Origin of the sequence: Arenimonas sp., assembly GCF_041913985.1 — a bacterium.
Lineage (GTDB): Bacteria > Pseudomonadota > Gammaproteobacteria > Xanthomonadales > Xanthomonadaceae > Arenimonas.
Window position 1 is genome coordinate 1 of sequence record NZ_JAYSEG010000033.1, and the last position, 23,755, is coordinate 23,755.

General features: G+C 71.0%; 11 protein-coding genes. 1 reads left to right on the top strand and 10 read right to left on the bottom strand.

Annotation, left to right across the window (positions count from 1 at the left end; all coding sequences use genetic code 11):
• Positions 1 to 32 precede the first annotated feature (32 nt).
• From ACE3Q2_RS10945 to ACE3Q2_RS10955, 3 genes are read right to left on the bottom strand one after another with little or no spacing between them, the layout of a single operon-like run.
• Entirely contained in the window at positions 33 to 3,365 is a 3,333-nt protein-coding gene (locus ACE3Q2_RS10945; protein ID WP_374474025.1) for a NahK/ErcS family hybrid sensor histidine kinase/response regulator, read from the bottom strand.
• Positions 3,366 to 3,381: 16 nt separating this feature from the next.
• Positions 3,382 to 4,434, bottom strand: coding sequence for a PHB depolymerase family esterase (locus ACE3Q2_RS10950; protein ID WP_231694096.1), 1,053 nt, complete (start codon positions 4,432 to 4,434; stop codon positions 3,382 to 3,384).
• Positions 4,435 to 4,443: 9 nt separating this feature from the next.
• On the bottom strand, positions 4,444 to 6,693 hold the full coding sequence (locus tag ACE3Q2_RS10955; RefSeq protein ID WP_231694097.1) for a TonB-dependent receptor: 2,250 nt from the start codon (positions 6,691 to 6,693) through the stop codon (positions 4,444 to 4,446).
• Positions 6,694 to 6,850: 157 nt separating this feature from the next.
• Here ACE3Q2_RS10955 and ACE3Q2_RS10960 point away from each other — a divergent pair, with 157 nt between their 5' ends.
• The gene (locus ACE3Q2_RS10960; RefSeq protein WP_374474027.1) at positions 6,851 to 8,248 is read left to right on the top strand and encodes a GntP family permease; all 1,398 of its coding nucleotides are present in this window, start codon (positions 6,851 to 6,853) and stop codon (positions 8,246 to 8,248) included.
• Here the strand turns inward: ACE3Q2_RS10960 and ACE3Q2_RS10965 are convergent.
• The 7 genes from ACE3Q2_RS10965 to pnp all read right to left on the bottom strand — a co-directional run bounded on the left by ACE3Q2_RS10965 (position 8,245) and on the right by pnp (position 23,719).
• The gene (locus ACE3Q2_RS10965) at positions 8,245 to 8,859 is read right to left on the bottom strand and encodes a trimeric intracellular cation channel family protein (protein WP_231694099.1); all 615 of its coding nucleotides are present in this window, start codon (positions 8,857 to 8,859) and stop codon (positions 8,245 to 8,247) included. The genes ACE3Q2_RS10960 and ACE3Q2_RS10965 overlap by 4 nt on opposite strands.
• Positions 8,860 to 8,871: 12 nt before the next feature.
• Positions 8,872 to 9,735, bottom strand: coding sequence for a DUF817 domain-containing protein (locus tag ACE3Q2_RS10970; RefSeq protein WP_374474029.1), 864 nt, complete (start codon positions 9,733 to 9,735; stop codon positions 8,872 to 8,874).
• Complete coding sequence (locus ACE3Q2_RS10975; protein WP_374474030.1) at positions 9,732 to 10,343, bottom strand: phosphatidylcholine/phosphatidylserine synthase; 612 nt, start codon at positions 10,341 to 10,343, stop codon at positions 9,732 to 9,734. The genes ACE3Q2_RS10970 and ACE3Q2_RS10975 overlap by 4 nt, the downstream gene beginning before the upstream one ends.
• 22 nt (positions 10,344 to 10,365) lie before the next feature.
• A complete protein-coding gene (locus ACE3Q2_RS10980; RefSeq protein ID WP_374474032.1) occupies positions 10,366 to 13,830 on the bottom strand; it encodes an Ig-like domain-containing protein in 3,465 nt (1,154 codons plus the stop codon).
• 105 nt (positions 13,831 to 13,935) lie between these two features.
• Positions 13,936 to 17,763 carry a fibronectin type III domain-containing protein gene (locus ACE3Q2_RS10985; protein ID WP_374474034.1) on the bottom strand — a complete coding sequence of 1,276 codons (3,828 nt, stop codon included), beginning with the start codon at positions 17,761 to 17,763 and terminating at the stop codon, positions 13,936 to 13,938.
• Positions 17,764 to 17,791: 28 nt separating this feature from the next.
• Entirely contained in the window at positions 17,792 to 21,481 is a 3,690-nt protein-coding gene (locus tag ACE3Q2_RS10990; protein WP_374474035.1) for an Ig-like domain-containing protein, read from the bottom strand.
• Positions 21,482 to 21,622: 141 nt separating this feature from the next.
• Entirely contained in the window at positions 21,623 to 23,719 is a 2,097-nt protein-coding gene (pnp, locus tag ACE3Q2_RS10995; RefSeq protein ID WP_231694104.1) for a polyribonucleotide nucleotidyltransferase, read from the bottom strand.
• Between the last annotated feature and the right edge of the window lie 36 nt (positions 23,720 to 23,755).

Sequence of the window (23,755 nt, forward strand, 5' to 3'; positions counted from 1 at the left end):
CTTCGCGAAAGGCTTCGCGGCTGAAGCCGCTCCTACAGCTTCGCGGGTTGCAGCAGGCGGGCCATCACCGACTTCAGCGCCAGCGGCTTGAGCGGCTTGTGCAGCAGGGTGCAGCCGGCGGCGGCGACGGCGTCGCGCACTTCGGTGCTGTGGTCGGCGGTGATCACCACGCAGGGCCGGGCCGGCAGCACCGCGCACAGGCGTTCGCGCAGCATCAGGCCGGTCTGGCCGCCGTCGAGGTGGAAGTCCAGCAGCACCAGGTCGGGCGTGGCGCCGGCCACCAGGCGCAGGGCCTCGTCGCCGTCGCGCGCGGCCAGCACTTCGCACTGCCAGCCGCCCAGCAGGGCCTGCATGCCGCGCAGCACGTCGGCGTCGTTGTCCACCACCAGCACGCGGCTGCGCGGCGGCTCGGGCACGGGCGCGGCCGGCGCGGCCGGGCGCGCCGGCGAAGGCGCCGCGCGCGGCACCTCGATGCTGAACACGGTGCCGCGCCCCGGCCAGGAGCGCAGCTTCAGCGGGTGGCCCAGCAGGCGCGCGATGCGCTCGGCGATGGCCAGGCCCAGGCCCAGCCCCTGCCCGCCTTTGTCGAGCCGGCGGAACTCTTCGAAGATGGCCTTCTGGTCGGCCTCGGCGATGCCCGGGCCGGTGTCCCAGACTTCGATCGCCAGCGCCCCGCCGCGCCGGCGGCAGCCCACCAGGATGCGGCCGCGCGCGGTGTAGCGCACCGCGTTGCCCAGGAAGTTCTGCAGCACGCGGCGCAGCAGCTGCGGGTCGCTGCGCACCCACGCGCCCGAGGGCACGTGCTCGAGCGCCAGGCCCTTCTGCGCGGCGAGCACGCCGAATTCGGCCACCAGGTGCTGCAGCAGTTCGTCCAGCCGGAAGGCCTGCGGGTTGGGCGCCATGCCGCCGGCGTCGAGCCGGGAAATGTCGAGCAGGCCCGAGAGCAGGTCTTCGGCCGAGCCCAGCGCGCCGTCCACGTTCGCCAGCGCCTCGCGGTGCGGCGTGCCTTCCAGCTGCGGCGCCAGCGCGTGCACGAACAGGTGGGCGGCGTTGAGCGGCTGCGCCAGGTCGTGGCTCACCGCCGCCAGGAAGCGGGTCTTGGCGCGGTTGGCGCGTTCGGCTTCGGCCTTGGCGCCGGCCAGCTCGGCGGTGCGCTCGGCCACGCGCAGTTCCAGCGTCTCGGCCACCGACTTGAGCTCGGCCTCGCTGCGCCGGAACGCGGTGACGTCGGTGAAGGTGGCCACGAAGCCGCCGCCCGGCATCGGGTTGCCGCGGATCTCGACCACGGTGTCGCCGAAGTGGCGCTCGGCGACGTAGGGGGTGCCGGCGCGCATGTGCTGCAGGCGCTTGCGCACCTCGGTTTCCTCGCGCCCGCCGCCGGCCAGGCCGCGGCGCACGTTGTACGCCACCAGCTCGGCCACGGGCACGCCCACCTGCAGCAGTTCGCGCGGGTAGTCGAACAGTTCCGCGTAGCGGCGGTTCCAGGCCACCAGGCGCAGCTCGGCGTCCACCACCGAGATGCCCTGGCTCATGTTCTCCAGCGCCGCCTCGAGCACGCGCTGGTTGAAGCGCAGCGCCTGCGAGGCCTCGCCGACGATGGTGGCCACGGTGTCGAGGTCGGGGCCCTGGGCGCGGCGCGCGGCGTCGAGCAGCAGGCGCGCCGAGGCCGCGCCGAGCACCGCCGCCAGCTCGCGCTCGATGCGCTGGCGCGTGGCCGCCGGCACCGCCTGCCCGGCCGGCGCCGAGGCCAACGCCGCATCCACCTTCGCGGCGGGCAGGAAGCGCACTGCCACTTCGCGCAGCACCTCGCGCGACAGCGCGCCGGCCGCGCCGGTGTCGGGCCGCGCGTCCAGTCGCGAAGCCAGCATCCACGGCAGCAGCGCGCCCGCCACCAGGCTCAGCACCGTGGCGCGGGCGATGCGGCTCCAGTCGCCCAGGCCGAACAGCGTGTCGGGCGCCAGCCAGGCCCAGCCCAGCGGCCCCTCGCGCAGCCACGCCGGCGACGCGCCCATGGCCTCGGCCAGCGCCGGCACCAGCAGCGCCCAGCACCACATCGCCACCGCCACCGCCAGGCCCGCCAGCACGGCGCGCGCCGGCATCTGCGGCCGCCACACGGCGAAGGCCACCGCCGGTGCCAGCGTGGCCAGCGCCGAGAACGAGATGGCGCCCATGTCGGCCAGCGCGTCGTTGCCGGCCATCACACGGCTGTAGCCCCAGGCCAGCAGCACCACGGCCAGGATGCCCACGCGGCGCTGCGCCAGCACCGCGCCGCGCAGGTCGCCGCCCTCGCCCGCGCCGCCCCAGCGGCCGCGCACCAGCAGCGGCGCCAGCCAATGGTTGCCGATCATCACGCTCAGCGCCAGCGTGGCCAGGATGACCATGCCGGTGGCCGCGCTCAGGCCCCCCAGGAAAGCCAGCAGCGCCAGGCCTTCGTGGCCCTGCGCCAGCGGCAACGCCAGCACGTACAGGTCGGACGGCACGCCCATCGGCGCCAGCAGCGCGTCGCCGGCGCGCGCCAGCGGCAGGATGGGCAGCGCGATCAGCAGCATGTACAGCGGGAACAGCCAGCGCGCGGTGCGCAGTTCCCCTTCCTCGCGGCACTCGACCACGCCCACGTGGAACTGGTGCGGCAGCGTGAACATGGCCAGCGCGCCCAGCAGCACCAGCGCCGGGAAGCCGCTGGCGCCGTCGGTCGGCGGCGGCGCCGCGGGCACGTCGGGCAGGTCGAGCCCGAACCAGACGAAGGCGCCCAGCGCGAGCATGGCGCCGAGCTTGAGCAGCGACTCCACCGCCATCGCCAGCACCAGGCCGCGGTTGTGCTCGGCCGCCGACACCCGCCGCGTGCCGAACAGCATGGCGAACAGGCCCATGGCCAGCGCCACGTAAAGCGCGCTGTCCTGCCACGGCGGCGGCGACAGTTCCGAGGCGCGCGTGAGCAGGCCGTAGCTCATCGCCACGGCCTTGAGCTGCAGCGCCAGGTAGGGAACGATGCCCAGCACCGCCACGAAGGTGACCGCCGCCGCCAGCCAGGAGCTGCGGCCCAGGCGCGTGGCGATCAGGTCGGCCAGCGAGGTGGAATTGTTCTCGCGCGCCAGCCGCAGCAGCTTGAGCAGGAAGCCGAAGCCCAGCACGTACAGCAGGATGGTGCCCAGGAAGGTGGGCGGCACCGGCCAGCCCGAGCGCTGCGCCTGGGTGACCGTGCCGTAGAAGGTCCACGAAGTGCAGTACACCGCCAGCGACAGGCTGTAGACCACGGGCCACTGCCGCGCCAGCAGGCCCGGGCGGCGCTCGGCCCAGAGCGCGGTGCCGAACAGCAGGCCCAGCCACAGCAGGCCCGCGCCGACGACCAGGGCGTCGGTCAGCACGGGCGCGCCCGCACCATCACGGCATCGGTGCGCCGAGCGCGGTCATGGCCGCGGCCAGCCAGCGCGGCTGCGCGCCGCGCCGGGTGTCGTAGCCCGCGCCCGTGTAACCCCACCAGTCCCAGCATGCCTTCGGATTCAACGGCAGGTAGCTTGATCGCACCTGAGGATACAGCACGGCCACGCGGTGCACGTCGGCCCAGCGGTTGAAGCCGGCGTCGCGCACGAAGGCCTCGCCCACCTTGTCGGCGTTCTGCTCGCAGCCGTGGAAAGCCACCAGCAGGCCGCAGCGTTCGCCGGCGGCGCAGGCCGGCGGCAGGTAGAGGTAGCCGGCTTCGGCGAGCAGCGGGTCGGTGCCGGGCGCGGCATAGCGCGCCTGGTCGAAACGACGCAACTCGCCCGCCGCCGCATCGGCCGCGGCCGCGGGCGCCGGGCCGAACAGCCAGGCCATGGCCTCGCCGGCGGCGTCGAAACCGCAGCGGCCGAGGTAAGGCGGGCCGCCGGTGGCGCAGGCCACGCCGGCATCGACCGTGGGCATCAGGTGGGGGAAATCGCGGTCGCCGTCGTAGCGCAGTGCCATGCCACCCACTTCGCCCGCGAGCGCGGCGTAGAGCTCGTGCGCCGAACGCGTCACCGCTTCGGCCACCACCGTGTCGGCGCGGCCGCGCAGCACGACCACCGCGTCGCCGGCGAGCCCGCCGGGCGGCGCGATGTCGCCGGCCGCGGCGCGTTCCTGCACCACCCCGGCCAGGCGCGCCGGATCCGGCGCGTAGGGCTCGGCCACCATGCACGGGCCCAGCGCCGTTTCCAGCGAGCCACCCGCGCAGCCATACGGGCCGCCGGCGATCAGCGCGGCGCCGCGCAGGCGGTCGGAAAACGCCAGGTGCACCTGCGTGGCCATGTAGGCGCCGGACGAGAGCCCGGCCACGGCGACGCGGCCGGGGTCGATGTCGAGCGCCGGCAGCGGCGGCGGCGGTTCCGCGGCGCAGCCGGCCAGGGTGGCCAGCAGCGCGGCGGGGATAAAAACACGGGCCGCTTGCGCGGCCCGTTGGGAAAATTCCCGGGGAAACATCACCATCACTCAGAAGTTGTAGCGGACCGACGCGTAGTAATTGCGCGGCGCGCCGAAGTACGCGGTCTGGATGCCACCGATGGACGAGAACTCCTGGCCGTCGGTCTTGTACAGCTCGTCGGTCAGGTTGCGCACGCCGGCGCGCAGCTGCCAGCGGCCGTCGCTCGAATCCCACACGCCGTACAGGCCGACCAGGGTGTAGGCGTCCTGCACCAGGCCCGGGGCGTTGTCCACCGACAGCCAGGTCTCGCCGCGGTAGGACACGTCGCCGCCGATGCTCAGCAGGCTGCCGCCCGGCAGCTCGAAGCCGTGCTGCAGCGCCACGCGGGCGGTCAGCTCGGGCGAGAACGGCACGTGGTCGTGCAGGCTGGCCAGCGCCGGGTTCACCACCACGCGCGGGTCGTTGAACTCTTCGTAGCGCGCGTCCATCCAGCCGACCTGGGTGGAGAGCAGCGTGCCCTCGCCCAGGCGGGCCATGCCCTCGAACTCGATGCCGTCGATGGCCAGCTCCGCGGCGTTGAGCACCGGGAAGGCGAAGGTCGGCACCGGGGCGCCCGGGTTCTGCACCTCGGAAACGCGGGCCTGGAAGTCCTTGTACGTGCTGTGGAAGGCCGCCACGCGGCCGCTCAGGCGGCCGTCCTCGGACTGCATCTTCAGGCCCAGCTCGTAGGTCCAGACGTACTCGGGCTCGAAGGTGCTGACTTCCGCGGCGGTGTTGGCGCGGCCATTGAAGCCGCCGGCCTTGTAGCCGCGGTTGGCCGAGAAGTAGCCCATCATCGTCTCGCTGAAGGCCTTCTGCAGGCTCACGCTCGGGGTGAGCGCGGTCCAGGTGTCGCTGATGTTGAAGGCCAGCGCCGGGTCGGCGTTGCCCAGGATGTTGGAGAAGGTGGAGGTGCTGCGGAAGTACTTCTTCTTGTCCTGGGTGTAGCGCAGGCCGGCGGACAGGGTCCAGGACGGCGAGAACTCCCAGTTGGCGTGCGCGTAGCCGGCCACCGACTTGTTCGACAGGTCATCGTCGATGGTGCGCAGGAAGGTGATGGGCAGCGCGCCGAAGCGCAGGAAGTCGTCGGCGTAGGCTTCCTGGTGCGAGGGCACCTGCTCGTCGATGTAGTACAGGCCGAACATGGCGTCGAGGTCGCCGCCGTTGTCGTAGGCGAACTGCAGCTCCTGGCTGGCCTGGCGCTGGTCCACGCCCACGAACACGTCGCCGAGCTCGAACTCGGAGGCGTCGATGTCGATGAAGGAGGCCGTGTCGAGCTTGCGGTAGGCGGTGATGGACTTGGCGCTCCAGCGGTCGGACAGCGTCCAGTTCAAGGTCAGCGCCGCGCCCTTGTGCTTCATCTCCTGGCCCTGGCCCGGGCCGAAGGAGGTGCGGGTTTCGTAGTTGTAGTCGCCGGCGGTGGGCAGGCGCAGGATGTTGATGCCGCCCGCCAGGTTCACCGCGTACAGCGGCGCCACCGGCTGGCCCAGGGTCAGGGCGTTGTCCTGCTCGGTGTAGTCCAGCGACAGCGTGCCGTTGAAGGTCTCGCTCGGGCGGAAGGCGAACTTGGCGCGGACGGCCTGGGTGTCTTCGTCGTTGAACTCGCGGCCGGTGGTCGGGTCGGTCACGTAGCCGTCGCGGGTGATCTTGGCGGCGGCGATGCTGGCGGCCAGGGTGTCGCTGAGCTGCACGCTGCCGTAGACGCGGCCCTCGCGGCGGCCGTAGTCACCGGCGGTGATCTCGACCGCGCCGCCCTCGTCGTCGAACGGGTTGCGGGTGGTGATCTTCACCGCGCCGCCGGTGCTGTTCTTGCCGTACAGCGTGCCCTGGGGGCCGCGCAGCACTTCCACCTGGCTCACGTCGAACAGCGAGAACAGCGCGCCGTTGATGCGCGAGTAGTACACGTCGTCCACGTACATGCCCACGCCCGGGTCGAAGGTCTGAAGCGCGTCGGGCTGGCCGATGCCGCGGATGAAGACGTTCACCGAGTTCGAGGAACCGCGGCCCTGCACGATGTTCATGTTCGGCACGGCGCCCTGCAGGCCGTCGATGTTGGTGGCCTGCAGGTCCTTGAGCGCGTCCTCCGAGAAGGCGCTGACCGCCACCGGCACGTCCTGGATGGACTCGGTGCGGCGGCGCGCGGTGACCTCGATGGTGTCGAGCGTGGCCGCGGTGGCCTGGCTGCCCTCGTCCTCGGCGGCGGTGTCCTGGGCCTGCGCCTGCAGGGCGACCAGGGACAGGGTGAGGCCGATGGCCAGGCTCAGATGGTTGCGCTTCATGGGTTCCCCTTGCACGACGTTCAGGCGGCCGGACGGCCGGTTGCACGGCAGACTACGGCGCGCCCCCGGCACCGGCACCTGTACCTTGGTACAAGTGGCCGGCCGGGCCCGGGCTGCGGACACTCGGCCCCTGGCTCTCCCCCGGGGATTCGAAGGCATGTCCTTCCTGATCGTGCTTGCGGCGCTGTGTTTCCTGATGCTGGTGGCCTACCGCGGCTACAGCGTGATCCTGTTCGCGCCGGTGGCGGCGCTGGGCGCGGTGCTGCTCACCGACCCCACGCTGGTGGCGCCGATGTTCACCGGCCTGTTCATGGACAAGATGGTGGGCTTCCTGAAGCTCTACTTCCCGGTGTTCCTGCTGGGCGCCATCTTTGGCAAGCTGATCGAGGTCTCGGGTTTCTCCAAGTCCATCGTCGCGGCCACCATCCGGCTGTTCGGGCCCGACCGCGCCATGCTGTCGATCGTGGCGGTGTGCGCGCTGCTCACCTACGGCGGCGTGTCGCTGTTCGTGGTGGTGTTCGCGGTGTACCCGTTCGCGGCCGAGCTGTTCCGCCAGGCCGACATCCCCAAGCGCCTCATTCCCGGCACCATCGCGCTGGGTGCCTTCACCTTCACCATGGACGCGCTGCCGGGCACGCCGCAGATCCAGAACATCATCCCGGCCGGCTTCTTCGGCACCGACACCTGGGCCGCGCCGGTGCTGGGCACGCTGGGCGGCGTGTTCATCCTGGCGCTGGGCATGGCCTACCTGGAGTGGCGCCGACGCGTGGCCCGCCGCGCCGGCGAAGGCTACGGCTCCGACCTGAAGAACGAGCCCGCGCCCTTCGCCGGCGACAAGCTGGCCAACCCGCTCGTGGCGCTGCTGCCGCTGCTGCTGGTGGGCGTGACCAACAAGGTCTACACGCTGCTGATCCCGCGCCTGTACGGCGACAGCCATTCCTTCGTGCCCTCGGTGATCGGCGACCCGGCCCCGGTGGTGCAGGAAGTCTCGAAGGTGGCCGCCATCTGGGCGGTGGAAGCCGCGCTGCTCACCGGCATCGTCGCCGTGGTGCTGCTGGGCTGGAAGTCGGTGAGCGCGCACTTCTCGCAGAGCACGCAGCCGGCCATCGGCGGCGCGCTGCTGGCCTCGATGAACACGGCTTCGGAATACGGCTTCGGCGCCGTCATCGCCGCCCTGCCCGGCTTCCTGGTGGTGGCCAACGCGCTGGGCTCGATCCCGAACCCGCTGGTGAACGAGGCCATCACCGTCACCGCGCTGGCCGGCATCACCGGCTCGGCCTCGGGCGGCATGTCGATCGCGCTGGCGGCCATGGCCGACACCTTCATCGCCAACGCCAATGCCTCGGGCATCCCGATGGAAGTGCTGCACCGCGTGGCCGCCATGGCCAGCGGCGGCATGGACACCCTGCCCCACAACGGCGCGGTGATCACCCTGCTGGCCGTGACCGGCCTGACCCACCGCCAGGCCTACAAGGACATCTTCGCCATCACGCTGGTGAAGACGATGGCGGTGTTCTTCATCATCGGCGTGTTCTACGCCACCGGCTGGGTCTAGGCCGGCGGCTGCGCCACCGGCAGCTTCCAGCCGCGGCGGATGGCGAACAGGCGCAGGCCGGTGCAGGCCACGAAACCGGCGCCCACCACCCAGGGCAGCGGCAGCGACAGCGCCGTGCCCAGCACCACCACGCCGGCGCCCGCGAGGGCGGCAATGGCGTAGAGCTCGGCCTTGAGCACGGTGGGCACCTGGGCCACCAGCACGTCGCGGATCATGCCGCCGCCGACGCCGGTGAGCATGCCCAGCAGCATCGCGCCCACCGGGCCCAGCCCGAAGGCCTGCGCCTTGAGCGCGCCGGCCACGGCGAACACGCCCAGGCCGACCGCGTCGATGGACTGCACCGGGTTGCGCCAGCGCTCGATGGCGTCGGCGCGCCAGAAGGTGAGCAGGCCGGCGGCGACGGAAATGGCGACGTAGCGCCAGTCCTGCAGCGCGGCCGGCGGCGTGGCGCCGATGAGGGCATCGCGCATCACGCCGCCGCCGTTGCCGGCCACGAAGGACAGCACCAGCACGCCGAACAGGTCGAGCCGGTGCCGCACGCCCACCAGCGCGCCGCTGAGCGCGAACACGAAGGTGCCGACCAGGTCGAGCGTGACGAGGATCAGGTCCATGCGCGGGGGCTTTCAGTCGGGGACATGGATGCGTTCCTTCACGTGCTTGAGGTTGGCCACGATGGTGAAGGTCATCACCACCAGCAGCGCCCAGGAGCTCCATTTTCCCACGTGCACGGCCGCCCAGGCGCCCATCTGGTTCGGGTAGCGCCAGACGTGGAAGAAGGTGCTGATGTTCTCGGCCACCCAGATGAAGAAGCCGATGAGCACGAAGGCCAGCAGCAGCGGCATGCGGCGGTCGCGGTCGAGCGGCCGGAACACCACGGTGGAGCGCGCGTACAGGCCAAGCGCGCAGGCCGCCAGGTACCAGCGGTAGTCGCCGATGTAGTGATGGGTGAAGAAGTTGGCGTAGATGAGCGTGGCCACCAGCGCGGCCATCCAGTGCGGCGGGTGGTGCAGCACGCGCAGGTCGAACAGGCGCCAGGCCTGGATGATGTAGCTGCCCACCGCCGCGTACATGAAGCCGGCGAACAGCGGCACGCCCAGCACCTTGGTGTAGCCCGCGTCCGGGTAGCTCCAGGAGCCGATGGCCGGCGAGGTCTTGAACACCTCCAGCGCGAAGCCCACGACGTGGAACAGGCCGATGGCCTTGAACTCGTCCCAGGTCTCGAGCTTCGCGGCCAGCATGCCGAACTGGATGGCCAGCGCCACCACCAGCAGCACGTCGTAGCGCGGCAGTCCCAGCAGGCCCTCGCGCGGCACGGTGAACACCGCCGCGAAGAACAGCACCACGAACAGGCAGGCCCGCGCCTCCTTCACCCCGAAGTACAGGAACTCGCGCAGGAAGCGCGGCAGCCCCGCCGCCGCCGGCAGCGGCCGCTGGCCCAGCAGGTGGGCGTCCACCGCCACCAGCGAGGCCAGCAGCGGGCGGATCACGGTTTCGGGATCCGGATGGTCTTGCTGATCATCAGCGAGCCCGAGAGCGCGAACAGCAGCACCAGCGGATGCAGCTGCCAGCCGAGATCAAGCCGGCCCAGCCACAGGGTCTCGCCGATGCGGCCCTGCCAGGCCGACAGCGCCAGCAGGCCCACCAGCACCACGGAGGTGGGAATGGGCGTGCCTTCGAAGTACTTCACCTTGTCGCCGCCGGCGGCCAGGGCCTCGGCGGTGACGTTGAAGCGCGCCAGGCGGCTGACGCCGCAGCCGACGAAGTACGACAGCACCAGCCAGTCCCAGCCACCCTGCATGCCGCAGGCATAGGCCAGCGCCGCGGGCGCGACGCCGAAGGAGATCACGTCGGACAGCGAATCGAGCTCGCGGCCCAGCAGCGAGGCGCCGTGGCGCTGCCGCGCCACCCAGCCGTCGAGCGCGTCGAACACGAAGGCCAGCGGCACCAGGGCCATGCCCCACATCAGGTCGCCCACGTGGCCATCCTGCAGGAAGCGCATGGCCGCGAAGATGGCGCCGGTGCCGCAGAACGCATTGGCCAGCGTGAACCAGTCGGCCAGGTGGAAGTCGCGGATCATCGAGAAATGGCGTTTCATGGCGCCATACTGCGAGTCCGGCTCAGGGCGCGCAACCTTGCGTGGTGCCGGGGCCGCCAAGGGGAACGACGGCGTCCACCGAACTCCATGCCCCGGGGATCGGGCGGTTCAAAGGCGCGATGGTGAAGACGGCGTCCAACTCCATCGACTGCAGCGTGCCACCTCCGAGCACGCGCCGCAGCGTGCCCACCGTGGCACGCTGCGGCCGCCCGTAGTACGTGCACGTCGGGCAGGCGCCGCCCAGCTGCTCGACGTCGAGCACGTCGTCGGCATCGCCGAAGCCGGTGCGCTCGGCCACCAGGAAACGCGGCTCGCCGAGGCCGTCGTAGACGAAGGCGGCCATGAATTCATAGTTGGCCAGCATCTGCACGCTGTAGCCGGTGCCGGCGTGGGCCGGGTCGAACCAGTGCGAGCTGAGGTCCTGCGGGCTGCCGTCGAGCGAGGGGCAACCGCGGCCCAGGCTGGCCATCGCCTCGGAGCCGGCGAGGCCGTCGATGCTGTAGCTGAAGCGGAAGGCGTCGGGGCCGCCCGGCGTGACCGTGGCCGAGCCCACTTCGACCAGGTGGTTCGAATCACCGTCCCAGGCCGCGCGGTAGATCGGCGACGTCCACACGCCCTTGGCGCCCGGCGCGGGCGCCTGCAGGTAATACCAGGTGGGCGAGCCGTCCTCGCGGTAGGTGTACCACAGGCCCGCCCAGACGCCGCCCGCGGGGTAAAGGAACAGGCCATGACCGGAACGCGCCTCGTTGAAATAGCTGCCTGGCCGCACCACGGGCGCCGCCGACTCGAGCGTGGCGGTCAGGGCCACGCTGGCCGGACTGCCGTCGCGGTTGTAGGCCACGACGTACCAGCGCGCCGGCTGCACCAGCCCGGCCTGCACCACGATGTCCTCGCTGCCCGTGGCACCCTCGCCCACCGCCACCGGCTGGTAGGGTTCCGGAACCGGTGCGATACCCGTCGTGCTGCCGCTGGCGTACAAGGCCGGCACCAGGTGCAGGTCGACGTTCGCATCGCTCTGGCTGGTGACGCGCAGTCGGGTGGTCCCGGCCGGCACGTCGAAGTAGATGGACTTGTGGGTGCCGCCGGCATCCAGGCCCACCTGCGTGGTCACGCCATCCACCAGCCGGATGGGACGCTCGACCGACAGGTCGCGCCGGAGGATGACGGGGAATTCGCCCGTCGGGGTGGCACCGTCCGCGAAGACGCGCACGTAGGCCGCCCGCTCCTGGCCCGCCAGGAAAGTGGGATCGTCCCAGGCCAGGGTGAGGTCGAAGTCCTGCCCCGCGGGCAAATGGCCCGGGGCCGTGGCGAAGAAGCGGCCATCACCCTCGACCTGGGCAACCTCGAACACGTCGACCCGAGCCATCTGCGGCTCGGCGTTCCGGCTGTGCAGCATCACCCAGTACGACACGGACTGGCCCGCCGCCTGCGCGAGCGTGAGCTCGCAGCGACGCAGGGATTCGTCCTGTATGCAGCCCTGCTCGCCTGCGCTTGGGCGGCCGTCGCCGTCCAGGTCACGGCCAAGGTAGAGCGTCGAATTGAACGGCGTCTCGCCGCCGTCCATGGCGAGCACCTTCAGCGTGCGCGCCTGGGCACCGGCGGGGATCGTGCGAACCTGCCACGCGACGCCGTCGGTACTGTCCCAGGGCGACTGCGGCGCGGTGTCGACGCCCAGGTCGAAATCAAGCTCGACCGGGGCCACCAGGGGCGTGGCAAGGAACTTCGCCCCCGGCAGCGCGCGAAGATCGCCCACGCCGATGCGCTCGCGCCCGGCATGCGTCAACACCGACAGGTAAACGTCCCCGAGCGGGCGGACGACCAGCGTCGCCTTCGCCTGCAGGCATCGGTCCGCGGTTTCGCACAGGCGATAGGTGAACTCGTCTTCGCCCGTCCAGTCGCGGTTCGGCGTGTACCAGAGGATGCCGAAGTCGAGCTCGACGACGCCCCGCGCCGGCTGGGTCACGATCGACAGCCCACCGTCGGGGCCGATGTCGGCGCTGTCGTTGGACGTGACCGTCAGCTGTCGCCGGGTGGCGTTTTCCGCGACGATCTCCCGGTCTTCGCGAAGGAAGAAGACCGACGGGCCCGCCGTGTCGTCGTCGGAAATGGCGCCGACGGCGGTGCCAACGTACCCGCCCGAGGACATGAGCGCACCGGACAGGAAGGTCACTTCGACGCGGAAGTCCTCGTGGCCCTCGACGTAACGGTCCCCGTTCACCTGGACGACGAAACTGGCTTCGCTCGCCCCGGCCGCGATTTCGTGGACCTCGGCGGTGAGCGGAACGTAGTCGTGGTCGCCGGTGGCCGTCATATCGAAGGTGGAGGCTGTGAACCGCACCGGCGCCGGCGCCGGCCGGTCCAGCCGGACGCGGAAGGTCGCGGGCGTGGTGCCTTCGTCGCCTTCCTCCACGAAGTCGCCCTCGAAGTCGGCCCGGGGCAGCTGCGCATCGGGCGACGCCACGCGGCGCACGCGCCAGTTGTCATGGTCGGCGATGTAGAGCTCGCCCGACTCCGAGACCGCCAGCGACACCAGGGTGCCGAACTTCGCCTCGAGCGCAGGCCCACCGTCACCGGAGAAGCCGGCGACACCGGTGCCCGCGACGGGTTCTGTAGCCTGCAGGTGCGGCAGGTAACGGTCGATTCTGGCCGAACCGGATTTGCCGAAATACAGGTTGCCATGCACGTCGGTGGCGAGCCCGGTGGGCGAAAGCGCGGCGACCGTGGAGATGATGCCGTTGGCGTCGATCTTGCGCAGGCGGCCGTTGCCGCGGTCCGAGATGTAGAGGTTGCCATCGAGCGCGGCGACCAACCCGTCCGGCGCGTTGAGCTTGGCGCCGACCGCGGGAATGTCGTCGCCGTTGTAGCCGACCGTGCCGTCGCCGGCGATACGCTGCATGACGCCGTCCGGGCCCACCTTGCGAATGCTGCTGTGGTCGGCGATGTACAGCGTGCCGCCGGCGTCGAAGGTGAGCACCAGCGGCCACCGGAGCGGCCGCTCCGCGGCCGGGCCGGGATCGGCGGTGAACAGGTGCTGGCCCGTGCCGGCGAAGGTCGTGATGACGCCCTGCGAATCGATCCGGCGCACGCGCGCATTGTCGCGGTCGACCATGAACAGGTCGCCGCTCGCCGGGTGGATGGCCAGCGACGTGACCCCTGACAGCAGCGCCGCGGTGGCCGGGCCGCCGTCGCCGGAGTAGCCGGCCGTGCCGCCGGACAAATCACCCTGTCCGGCAACGGTGCTGATGATGCCCTGTTCGTCCACGCGCCGGATGGTGGTGCCGCCGGCGAAGTAGAAGGCCTGGGTGCCAGGCAGCCCCACCACGGCCGTGGGTGCGTCGACGTTGGCTTGGGTCGCGGGACCGCCATCGCCCGAGTAGGCGGGGTTGCCGTTGCCGGCCACCGTTTCGATGGTCCCGGCTTCGGCCGTGGCGGCCAGCAGGAAGAACGCGGCGAGGGCGGCGCGGGAAATGACGGGGATCGGATTCATGGCGGGGGGTGTCGGGACGGCAGGAGGCTCAGCCTCCCACCCTAGCGACTGCCGGCGAACGCGGCCTGAGAATCTTTCATCCCTGCCCTCGGCCCCGCCGGCTCTTTACGGCGCGCACCCCTGGGTGGTCCCCGCCCCGCCCAGCAGCTGCACCTCCTCGTCGGCGCTCCAGCTGCCGCCGACGCCGGCGGTGAAGGCGGCATCAAGCGAGATGCGGCGCAGCTGGCCCTGGCTGAAGGTGCGGCCGATCACGCCCACGTCGAAGCGCTCGGGTTCGCTGACGCGGGTGCAGGTGGGGCAGAAGCCGGAAAGCTGCTCCAGCGCCAGGTTGGCCGTGCCGCCGCCGAAACCCTGGCGTTCGCCGGCAAGGAAGCGCGGTTCGCCGCGGGCATCGTAGACGAAGGCCGCGATGAATTCGTAGTCCGGGAACAGCTGCACGCTGTAGCCCGCGCCGGCGCGCGCCGGGTTGAACCAGTGCGAGCTGGCGTCCACCGGAATGCCGCCCAGCGTCGGGCAGCCGCGGCCCAGCGGCGCCATCGGCTCGCCGCCGGTCACGCCGTCCACCGTGTAGCTGAAGTTGAAGGTGTCGCCGCCGGTGGGCGTGACCACGGCGCGGCCCACTTCGGTGAGCACGTTGCGGCCGCCGTCCCAGGCGGCGCGGAACACCGGACTGCTCCAGAGGCCGTCGATCCCCGGCGCCGGCGCCTGCAGGTAGTACCAGGTGGAGGTGCCGTCCTCGAGGTAGGTGTACCAGAGACCGGCCCACTGGTTGCCCGCCGGATACAGGAACAGGCCGTGGCCGGACCGGTCGGCGTTGAAGTAGCTGCCGGGCCGCACGGCCGGCGTGTTGGCCTCGATGTCAGCGCGGATCTCGAGCGTGGCCGGCGTGGCGCCGCCGTTGCGCGGCACCAGGTACCAGCGGCCCGGCTTCAGCGCAGCGCCTTCCACCCGCAGGGTTTCGTTGCCGGTGGGGCCGTAGGCGGCGTACAGCGGCGCCGAGGGCACCGGGCCCACCTTGGAAACAACGGCCTCGGGCGGCGCGTCCCAGGGCGTCAGCCACAGGTCGACGTTCTGCGCGCTCTGCGTGCTGACGGTCAGGCGCGTGGCGCCCAGCGGCACGTCGACGACGATGGCCGGGTGGCTGCGCCCGGATGCGAGCGCCAGGCGTTTGCCGACGCCGGGCTGCAGCACGATGGCGGCGTCGGCGCCCTCTTCCCGCTGCAGGCGCACGGGGAAGCTGCCGAGGTCGCGGCCCCCGCCACCCGACACGGAAACGTAGCCCACGCGCGTTTCACCGGGCAGCAGCGTCGGATCATTCCAGCCAAGGCGCAGCTTCAGCGGTTCGACCGCGGCGACGCGGCCCGGGCCGGTGGCGAACAGGCTGCCGTCGCCGGCGCGCACCGGCACCTCGTAGGCGTCGAGGCGGAACGGCGCCGCCGGGATGCCGCGGTTGTGCGCGATGGCCCACCAGCGCAGCACTTCGCCGGGCGGCTGCTCGACGCTGAGTTCGCAGCGCTCGATCGCCGCCACCGTGGCGGCGGTGCAGCGCAGTTCGTCGGGGCTGGGGCGGCCGTCGTCGTTGGTGTCCAGGCCAACGTAGAGGTCGACGACCGGGCCGGTGCGGTCGCCCGCTTCCACCAGCAGCTTCCACTTGCGCGGCGCGGCATCGGCGTGGGCCGGGATGGCACGCGCCATCACATGGCGGCCCTCGTCGTTGTCCCAGGGCAGGAAGCGGGTGGGATCCGGCGCCAGCGTGCCCGTTTCCGTCACCGGCGCCACAAGCGGCGTGGCGGCGTACGTGGCAGAAGGCAGCGCGCGCAGGCCCTGCAGGGTGGTGAACAGCGAACCCGAGGTCTCGGTGACAGTCTTGTCCACGCGCGGCGTCGGGCGCAGCAGCACGGTCACCACGCCTTCGTCGCAGGTGCCGTCGCCGGTGCACAGGCGGTAGGAGAACAGGTCTTCGCCCGCGGTGTCGGCGCGCGGCGTGTAGACGATGTGGTCGTCGCCGGCGCTGGCGGGCGTGGCGCGGTTGTCCACGGCCGCGGTGCCGAGCGTGGGCGCCTGCAGGATCGTGAGGCTGCCGCCGGCCAGGCGCGCGCGCTCCACCTCGTCGTTGTCGACCACGGGGACGACGGTGGCGGGGCTGTTTTCGGCGAGCACCACCTGCTCGTCGCGCACCAGGATGTTCACCGTCTGCATGTCGTCGTCGCGGATCACCACGTTCCAGGGCCGGATGCCGCCGATGGCGCGGAAGGCGCCACTGATGCCGAAATCCCAGGCCAGGGTGATGGTTTCGTCGAGCTCCTGGATGCCGTCGCCCAGGATCGTCACCGGCAGCGTCACCTGGCTCTGCCCCACCTCGATGCGCAGCGGCGTGCGCGGCACCGGCACGTAGTCGACGCCCGGGGTGGCGGTGCCGCCGGCGCTTTCGATCTGGAACTCGACCGGCATGGTCGCGGGCCGGTCCAGGCGGAACACGACGGTGGCGGTGCGCTCGCCGTCATCTCCCTCCTCGGCGATGGCCTCGGCCATGTCCAGCCTCGCCAGGCTGCCCGAGGGCACCACCGGGTTGGACGGCGGCGAGGCCGGCCCCAGGCCCGCGGCATTGCGCGCGCGCACGGTGAAGGTGTAACTGCGCCCGTTCTGCAGGCCGCTCACGGTCCAGCCTTCGTACGGAATATCGACCGGCGGCACGTCAGCCGGGGTGGCTTCATAAACGTAGCCAAGGATCGGACTGCCCCCATCGTCCGGCGGCGTCACCTCGACGAAGGCGGCATTGTTGGCCGAACTGGCGCGGGGCATGCCCGGCGCCGCGGGCACGGTGGCGCCGTCGGCGGGACTGACCTCGACCCGGCGGACGCGCAGGTTGTCCCGGTCGGAAATCCAGAGCCGGTCGTCGTCGTCGATGGTGATGTCGGCCGGCCAGTTCAGGCGGGCCTGGTTCGCGGGGCCGCCGTCACCGGAGAAACCCGCCACGCCGGTGCCCGCGAACAGGTGCAGGCTGCCATTGCTGGCCAGGCGCAGCACGCGATGGCGCGGGCCCTGGGCGATATACAGCCGGCCCGTGGAATCCACCGCCAGGCCAGTGACGTCGGAGACCGGTGCCGCCGTGGCCGGACCGCCCAGGCCGCCGTCGCCCACCGTGCCATTGCCGGCCACGGTAGTGACGATGCCGTCGGTGCCTACGCGACGGATGCGGTGGTTGCCGGTGTCGACGATGTAGAGCTCGCCATTTGGCCCGGTGGCCATCGCGCCGATGCCGTTGAACCGCGCCAGCCGCGCCGGGCCGCCGTCGCCGGAAAAGCCCGGCTCGCCGGTGCCGGCATAGGTGGTGATGGTGCCAGTGGGCAGGCTGTAGATCTCGGGACCGGTCCGGATGCGGCGCACCTTGTGGCGGGTGGCGACGTAAAGGTCGGCGCCATGGCGCACCAGCGCCTGCGGCGCGTCGAGCTGGGCGTCGATGGCCGCGCCGCCGTCGCCGGTGTTGGCGCCGGTGCCATCGCCTGCGAACGTGTGCACATCACCCCCTTGGATCATCACGCGGATGCGGTGCGCCACCGGATCGGTGAAATAGACGATGCCGAAAGTGTCGCCGCCCGGGCGGGAGACGATACCGCCGGGCTCGTGGATGCGCGCCACTCCCCCCTTGCCTCCGTCGCCATCGAAGCCCTCGACGCCGGTGCCGATGACCACGTTGACGTGCGGCGGATAGACCGAGCGGATGCGGAAGCGGTCGGCCACCCAGACGGTGCGGAAGGTCCTGGCGATGACCGTCGGCCGCTCGAAGTTGGCCTCCTCGGCCGGCTCGGTCGTTTCCACGGGTCCGGGCTGGCCACTGCCTGCAATGGTGGTGATGTCCTGCGCGCCCACCGCGGTGGCGAACAGCGCCAGCGCGAGCAATGCAAGTCGGATCGGGGTCTTGGCGGGGGTCATGGGCCTGTCGCTTCTGTATTCGGGGGGATCAGCGCTGGCAGCCCTGGGTGGTGCCGGCGCCGCCGAGCAGCTCGACGCCGTCGATGGCGGTCCAGGTGCCCGGCACGCCGTCGGTGTATTCAACATCAAGCTCGATGTGCGAAAGCGCGCCATTGGCTATGCGTCGCAGCAGCGTACCCACGCTGGCCCGCACGGGCGGCACCCAGGCGCAGGTCGGGCAGGCGCCGCGCAGCTGTTCCAGCGCCAGCACCGTTTCGGCGCCACCGAAGCCGTTGCGCTCGGCCGCCAGGAAACGCGGCTCGCCGCGGCCGTCGTAGACGAAGGCGGCCAGGTATTCGTACTGCTCCCACAGCTGCACGCTGTAACCGGTGCCGGCGCGCTGGGGGTTGAACCAGTGCGAGCTGAGGTCCTGCGGCAGCCCGGCCAGCGTCGGACAGCCGCGGCCCAGCGCCGCCATCGGCTCGCTGCCCGACAGGCCGTCGAGCGTGTAGCTGAAGGTGAAGGCATCCGGGCCGGTTGGCGTGACCGTGGCCAGGCCGACCTTCGCCAGCACGTTGGAGGTGCCGTGCCAGGCGGCGCGGTAGAGGTCGCCGGCCCAGGCACCATTCGCACCCGGCGCAGCGCCCTGCAGGTAATACCAGGTCGGACGGCCGTCGTCGGCATAGGCGTACCACAGCCCGGCCCACTGGTTGCCGGCCGGGTACAGGAACAGGCCGTGGCCCGGGCGCGCCGCGTTGAAATAGCTGCCGGGCCGCACCACCGGCGCCGCACCCTCGACGGTGGCGGTGATCGTCATCGCGCCGGGCATGGCGCCCTCGTTGCGCGCCACCACGTACCAGCGGCCGGGCGCCGGCACGGCCTGCAGCACGTCGCCGCGCTTCACGCGCGCGGTGGCCACGCCGGCCGCGGGAGCCTCGGGCACCGTGGTGTCGGCCGGGTCGGCATCGGTGCCGCCGTGCACCAACTGTATGCGGAAGGAGGCATCCGGCGCGCTGGTGGTGACGCGCAGGTTGGTGCTGCCCTCGGGCACGTCGATGAAGATGCGGCGGTGGCTGGCGCCGGGAGCCAGGCGCAGCGTCACCGGTTTGCCGGAGGCGAGCAACAGGGGCTCTTCGATGGCGGCGGTGCGGTGCAGCCGTACGGGGAAACCACCGGCCGTGATGCGCGCGCTGTCACGCGTGGTGACGAACCCCGCGAGCCAGTCGCCGGGCAGCAGGCCCTGCGCATTCCAGCCGAGCTTGAGGTCGAAGTCCTCGCCCTGCCCCAGCCGGCCCGGACCGGTGGCCACGAGGCTGCCGTCGGTGGCGAGCATCGGCACGTCGAAGACCCGCAGGTTGGCACTGGCGTCAACGCCATTGCGGTTGTGCAGCATCACCCAGTAATGGCTGGTGCCCAGGTCGGGGCGCTGCAGGCGGGCCTCGCAGCGGGGCGTGGCGGACTGGGAATCCAGGCACAGCACTTCCCCGGCCTGTGGCTGGCCGTCGCCGTTGTAGTCCATGCCCAGGTACAGGTCGAGGCGTTCGCCGCCGGTGCTGGCGATCACGTCAACGAGCAATTGGTGGTCAACGGCGGAAGCGCCGGCGTCGGTCACCATCGGCAGGCGCACGAAGGCGCGGCCCAGCGGGGAATCCCAGGGGCTGGCCGGCGTGTCGTCGGCGACCGGCGCCAGCGTCATCGGCGCGGGCGCCACCAGCGGCGTGGACTCGAAGCGCAGCGAGTCCATGGGCGGCAGGTCGCTCACCGGCTGCCGATGGCGGCCGGAGCGCGAAGCAACCTCGAGGTCCACGCGCGGCACCGGGCGCACCACCACCGACACGTCCGCCTCGCTGCAGCGGCCAAGGTTGTCGCAGACGCGGTAGCGGAAGAGGTCTTCGCCGGAGAATCCGTCGCGCGGGACGAAACGCACGAGGTTGCCCACGACCGTGGCCTGGCCCTGCGGCAAGGCGCCCACGATCGCCAGCGAGCCGCCGGCCATCAGGCCCGCGTCGAGGTCGTCGTTGGCCAGCACGTCGATGTCGAGCGAAGCGACAGCGTGGTCGATCACGCGCCGCTCGCCGCGCGCCACCGGCGCCGGCGGCGTGCCGGCCGCCTGGTCGTCGTCGAGCAGGGTCACCACGCCATCGGCCGGCTGCGCCGCCAGGCCCGCGGCGGCGGAGACGCGAACCAGGACCGTTTCATCGGCCTCCCGCACGGTGTCCCCGATGACCTCGAAGCTGAACTCGACCTCGGTTTCATTCGTGGGGATCACCGTCGCGACCTTGTCGCGCGCAACGAAGTCCGCGCCGGCGGTGGCCGTGCCGCCCACGGTGGAGACTTCGAAAGCAAGGTCATAGGCCAGCGGGAAGGACAGCGTGACCGGCACGGTCACCGTCCGCGTGCCCGCGTTGCCCTCTTCCACCGCGGGGCTGCCCACGGTCAGCGTCGGCCGTTCAACCGTCGGCGCGATGACCGGGGTGGAGTTGGGCGATGCGCTGCTGGTACCGATGGCGTTGGTGGCCCGGACCACGAAACGGTAGGTGGTGCCACCCTGCAGGCCGCCGATGCTGCGCGACAGGGTGAGCGAGCCCGGCGCCGGGTCGATGCCGCCCGCGGGAATGGAACTGACCGTATAGCCGGTGATCGGGCTGCCGCCGTCGTCTAGCGGAGGATTGATACTCACCCGCACCTCGTCGCCGATGCGCGCGGCACCGGGCCTCAGCGGCGGGGGCGGCGCCGACGGCGTCGCCTCGCCGACGAAAATCCGCCGAACCCGCCGGTTGTTCGTGTCGGCCACCAGCAGCGAGCCGTCATCGTTCGCCAGCAGGGTCGAAGGACCATCGAAACGCGCATCGACGGCAAGACCGCCGTCCCCGGACATGCCGCTCTCCGCCAGTCCGGCGTACACGCTGGTGTTGCCCTCGGCGTCCACGGCCAACACCTGGCTGCCTCGGCTGTAATAGAGCGTGCCGTCAGGGCCGGCATCCATGCCGTTCACGCCCGTGGCCAGGAGCACGGTCACCACCGTGCCATCGGCTTCGACCCGGCGGATGCCGTTGGCGGTCGCCACGAGCAGGCGGTTCTGGCGGTCGAAGGCCAGGGCCCGGATCTCGGCGAAGCCAGCCTCGGTAGCGGGGCCGCCGTCACCGGTATCGGTGGAGTCGCCGTTGCCGGCGACCAGCGTGACATTGCCGGCCGCCAGGTCGGCGCGGAACACCTGCTGGGGCGAGGCCACGTGCATGCGCCCGCTGCGGTCCGCGGCCAGGGCCGCCGGCAGGCCGGGCCAGCCCATGTCGGTGACGTTGCTGACCATTCCACCGGTGTTGATGCGGCGCGAGTAAGGCCCGTTGTCGGCGTAGAAAACGTCGCCGGCGGGAATGCCGGCCACCGACTTGAGCTGGCCGAGCGCGATGCCTGTCGCCAGGCCCTCGGTGGGCCGCCAGGTGACCGTACCGGGCACGCCGGCGATGCGGGTCGCGGTGCCGTCAGCGTTGATGCGGTGGATCAGGCCATGCGAACCGACCAGCAGTCGTCCCTCGGAATCACGGGCAAGACCCGTCACGAGGTTGAGTTCGAGGTCGGTCGCCAGAACCCCGTTGCCATCGCCACCGCCGACGACGGTGGTGACCACCTGCGCCTGCACGACGGACACAATCGACAGCACCAGTGCGAGGCACGCCAGGGAGAAGAACCCTGCCCTGGAAACCTGTGCCCGCAGACCGGGCGTCATGTCGTGGGACATTCCTGACCTCTTTGGGTCCAAACGTGGCAGGGGTTGAACATACCGAAATCGTGCCACGCGCAAAACCCGAGAATTTCGTCGGGCCCAAAGAAAAAGCGGGCCGAAGCCCGCTTTTCCGTGTCACGCGAAGGAAGCGAAGGCTCAGCCCTCGCCCTCCTCGATGGCCTTGATGGACAGGCGGATGCGGCCCTGCTTGTCCACTTCCAGCACCTTGACCTTCACCAGGTCGCCTTCCTTGAGCTTGTCGGACACCTTCTCGACGCGCTCGTTGGAGATCTGCGACACGTGCACCAGGCCGTCCTTGCCCGGGGCGATGGTGACGAACGCACCGAAGTCCATGATCTTGGCGACCTTGCCTTCGTAGATGCGGCCCGGCTCGACGTCCGAGGTGATCTGCTCGATGCGCGCCTTCGCGGCCTGGGCGGCGGCGGCGTTGACCGAGGCGATCACGATGGTGCCGTCGTCCTGGATGTCGATCTGGGTGCCGGTTTCCTTGGTGATGCCCTGGATGGTGGCGCCACCCTTGCCGATCACTTCGCGGATCTTGTCCGGGTGGATCTTGATGGTCAGCAGGCGCGGCGCGTACTCGGACAGCTCCGAGCGCGGCGCGGTGATGGCCTTGGCCATCTCGCCGAGGATGTGCAGGCGGCCCTGCTTGGCCTGGGCCAGCGCGACCTTCATGATCTCCTCGGTGATGCCGTCGATCTTGATGTCCATCTGCAGCGCGGAGATGCCGTTCTCGGTACCCGCCACCTTGAAGTCCATGTCGCCCAGGTGGTCTTCGTCACCCAGGATGTCCGACAGCACGACGTAGTCGCTGCCTTCCTTGACCAGGCCCATGGCGATGCCCGCCACCGGGGCCTTCACCGGCACGCCGGCGTCCATCAGGGCCAGCGAGGAACCGCAGACCGAGGCCATCGAGGACGAACCGTTCGACTCGGTGATCTCGGAGACCACGCGGATGGTGTACGGGAACGACTCCATCGTCGGCATGATCGCCTGCACGCCGCGGCGCGCCAGGCGGCCGTGGCCGATTTCGCGGCGCTTCGGGCCCATCATGCGGCCGGCTTCGCCGACCGAGTACGGCGGGAAGTTGTAGTGGAACAGGAAGTGGTCCTTGGACTCGCCTTCCACGGCGTCGATGATCTGGCCGTCGCGGGCGGTGCCCAGGGTGGCGACCACGATGGCCTGGGTCTCGCCGCGGGTGAACAGCGCCGAGCCGTGCACGCGCGGGAGCACGCCGGTCTTGACGGTGATCGGGCGGACGGTGTCGAGCGCGCGGCCGTCGATGCGGACCTTGGTCTTGAGGACCGAGTCACGCATGGTGCTGTACTCGAGCTCGCCGAACTCCTTGCCCAGGTCGGCCAGGTTCCAGCCATTGGCCTCGGCCTGCGGCTTGAGCGATTCCAGCACTTCCTTCTTGAGCGCCGAAATGGCGTCGCGGCGGGCCAGCTTGTCCTTGATCTGGAACGCGGCGGCCAGCTTGTCGCCGAGCGCGGCCTTGAGCGCGTCGATCGGGGCCTGCGCCTTTTCCGGCGCCTTCCAGTCCCAGGCCTTGACGCCGACTTCGGCGACCAACTCGTTGATGGCGTTGATGACGGCCTGCATCTGCTTGTGGCCGAACATCACGGCGCCGAGCATGACGTCTTCGCTCAGCTCCTTGGCTTCGGACTCGACCATCAGCACGGCGTTGGCGGTACCGGCGACGACCAGCTCCAGGTCCGAGGTCTTGAGCTCGGTGGTGGACGGGTTGAGCAGGTACTGGCCGTTGGCGTAACCGACCTTGGCGGCGCCGATCGGGCCCGAGAACGGGATGCCCGACAGGGCCAGCGCGGCGGAGGCGCCGATCAGGGCCGGGATGTCACCCGGCACTTCCGGGTTGAGCGACATGACGGTGGCGATCACCTGCACTTCGTTGCGGAAGTGCTCGGGGAACAGCGGGCGGATCGGACGGTCGATCAGGCGGGAGACCAGGGTCTCGCGCTCGGTCTGGCGGCCTTCGCGCTTGAAGAAGCCACCCGGGATGCGGCCGCCGGCGTAGAACTTCTCGATGTAGTCGACGGTGAGCGGGAAGAAGTCCATGCCCTCCTTCGCGTTCTTGTTGCCGACCGCCGTCACCAGCACGACGGTATCGTTCATCTTCACGATGACCGAGCCACTGGCCTGGCGGGCCACTTCGCCCGTTTCCAGGGTGACCTGGTGCTGACCGTACTGGAACGTCTTGGTTACTTTCGCCACGTTTATCGCTTCCTTTGTCTCTGGATTCATCCCCGG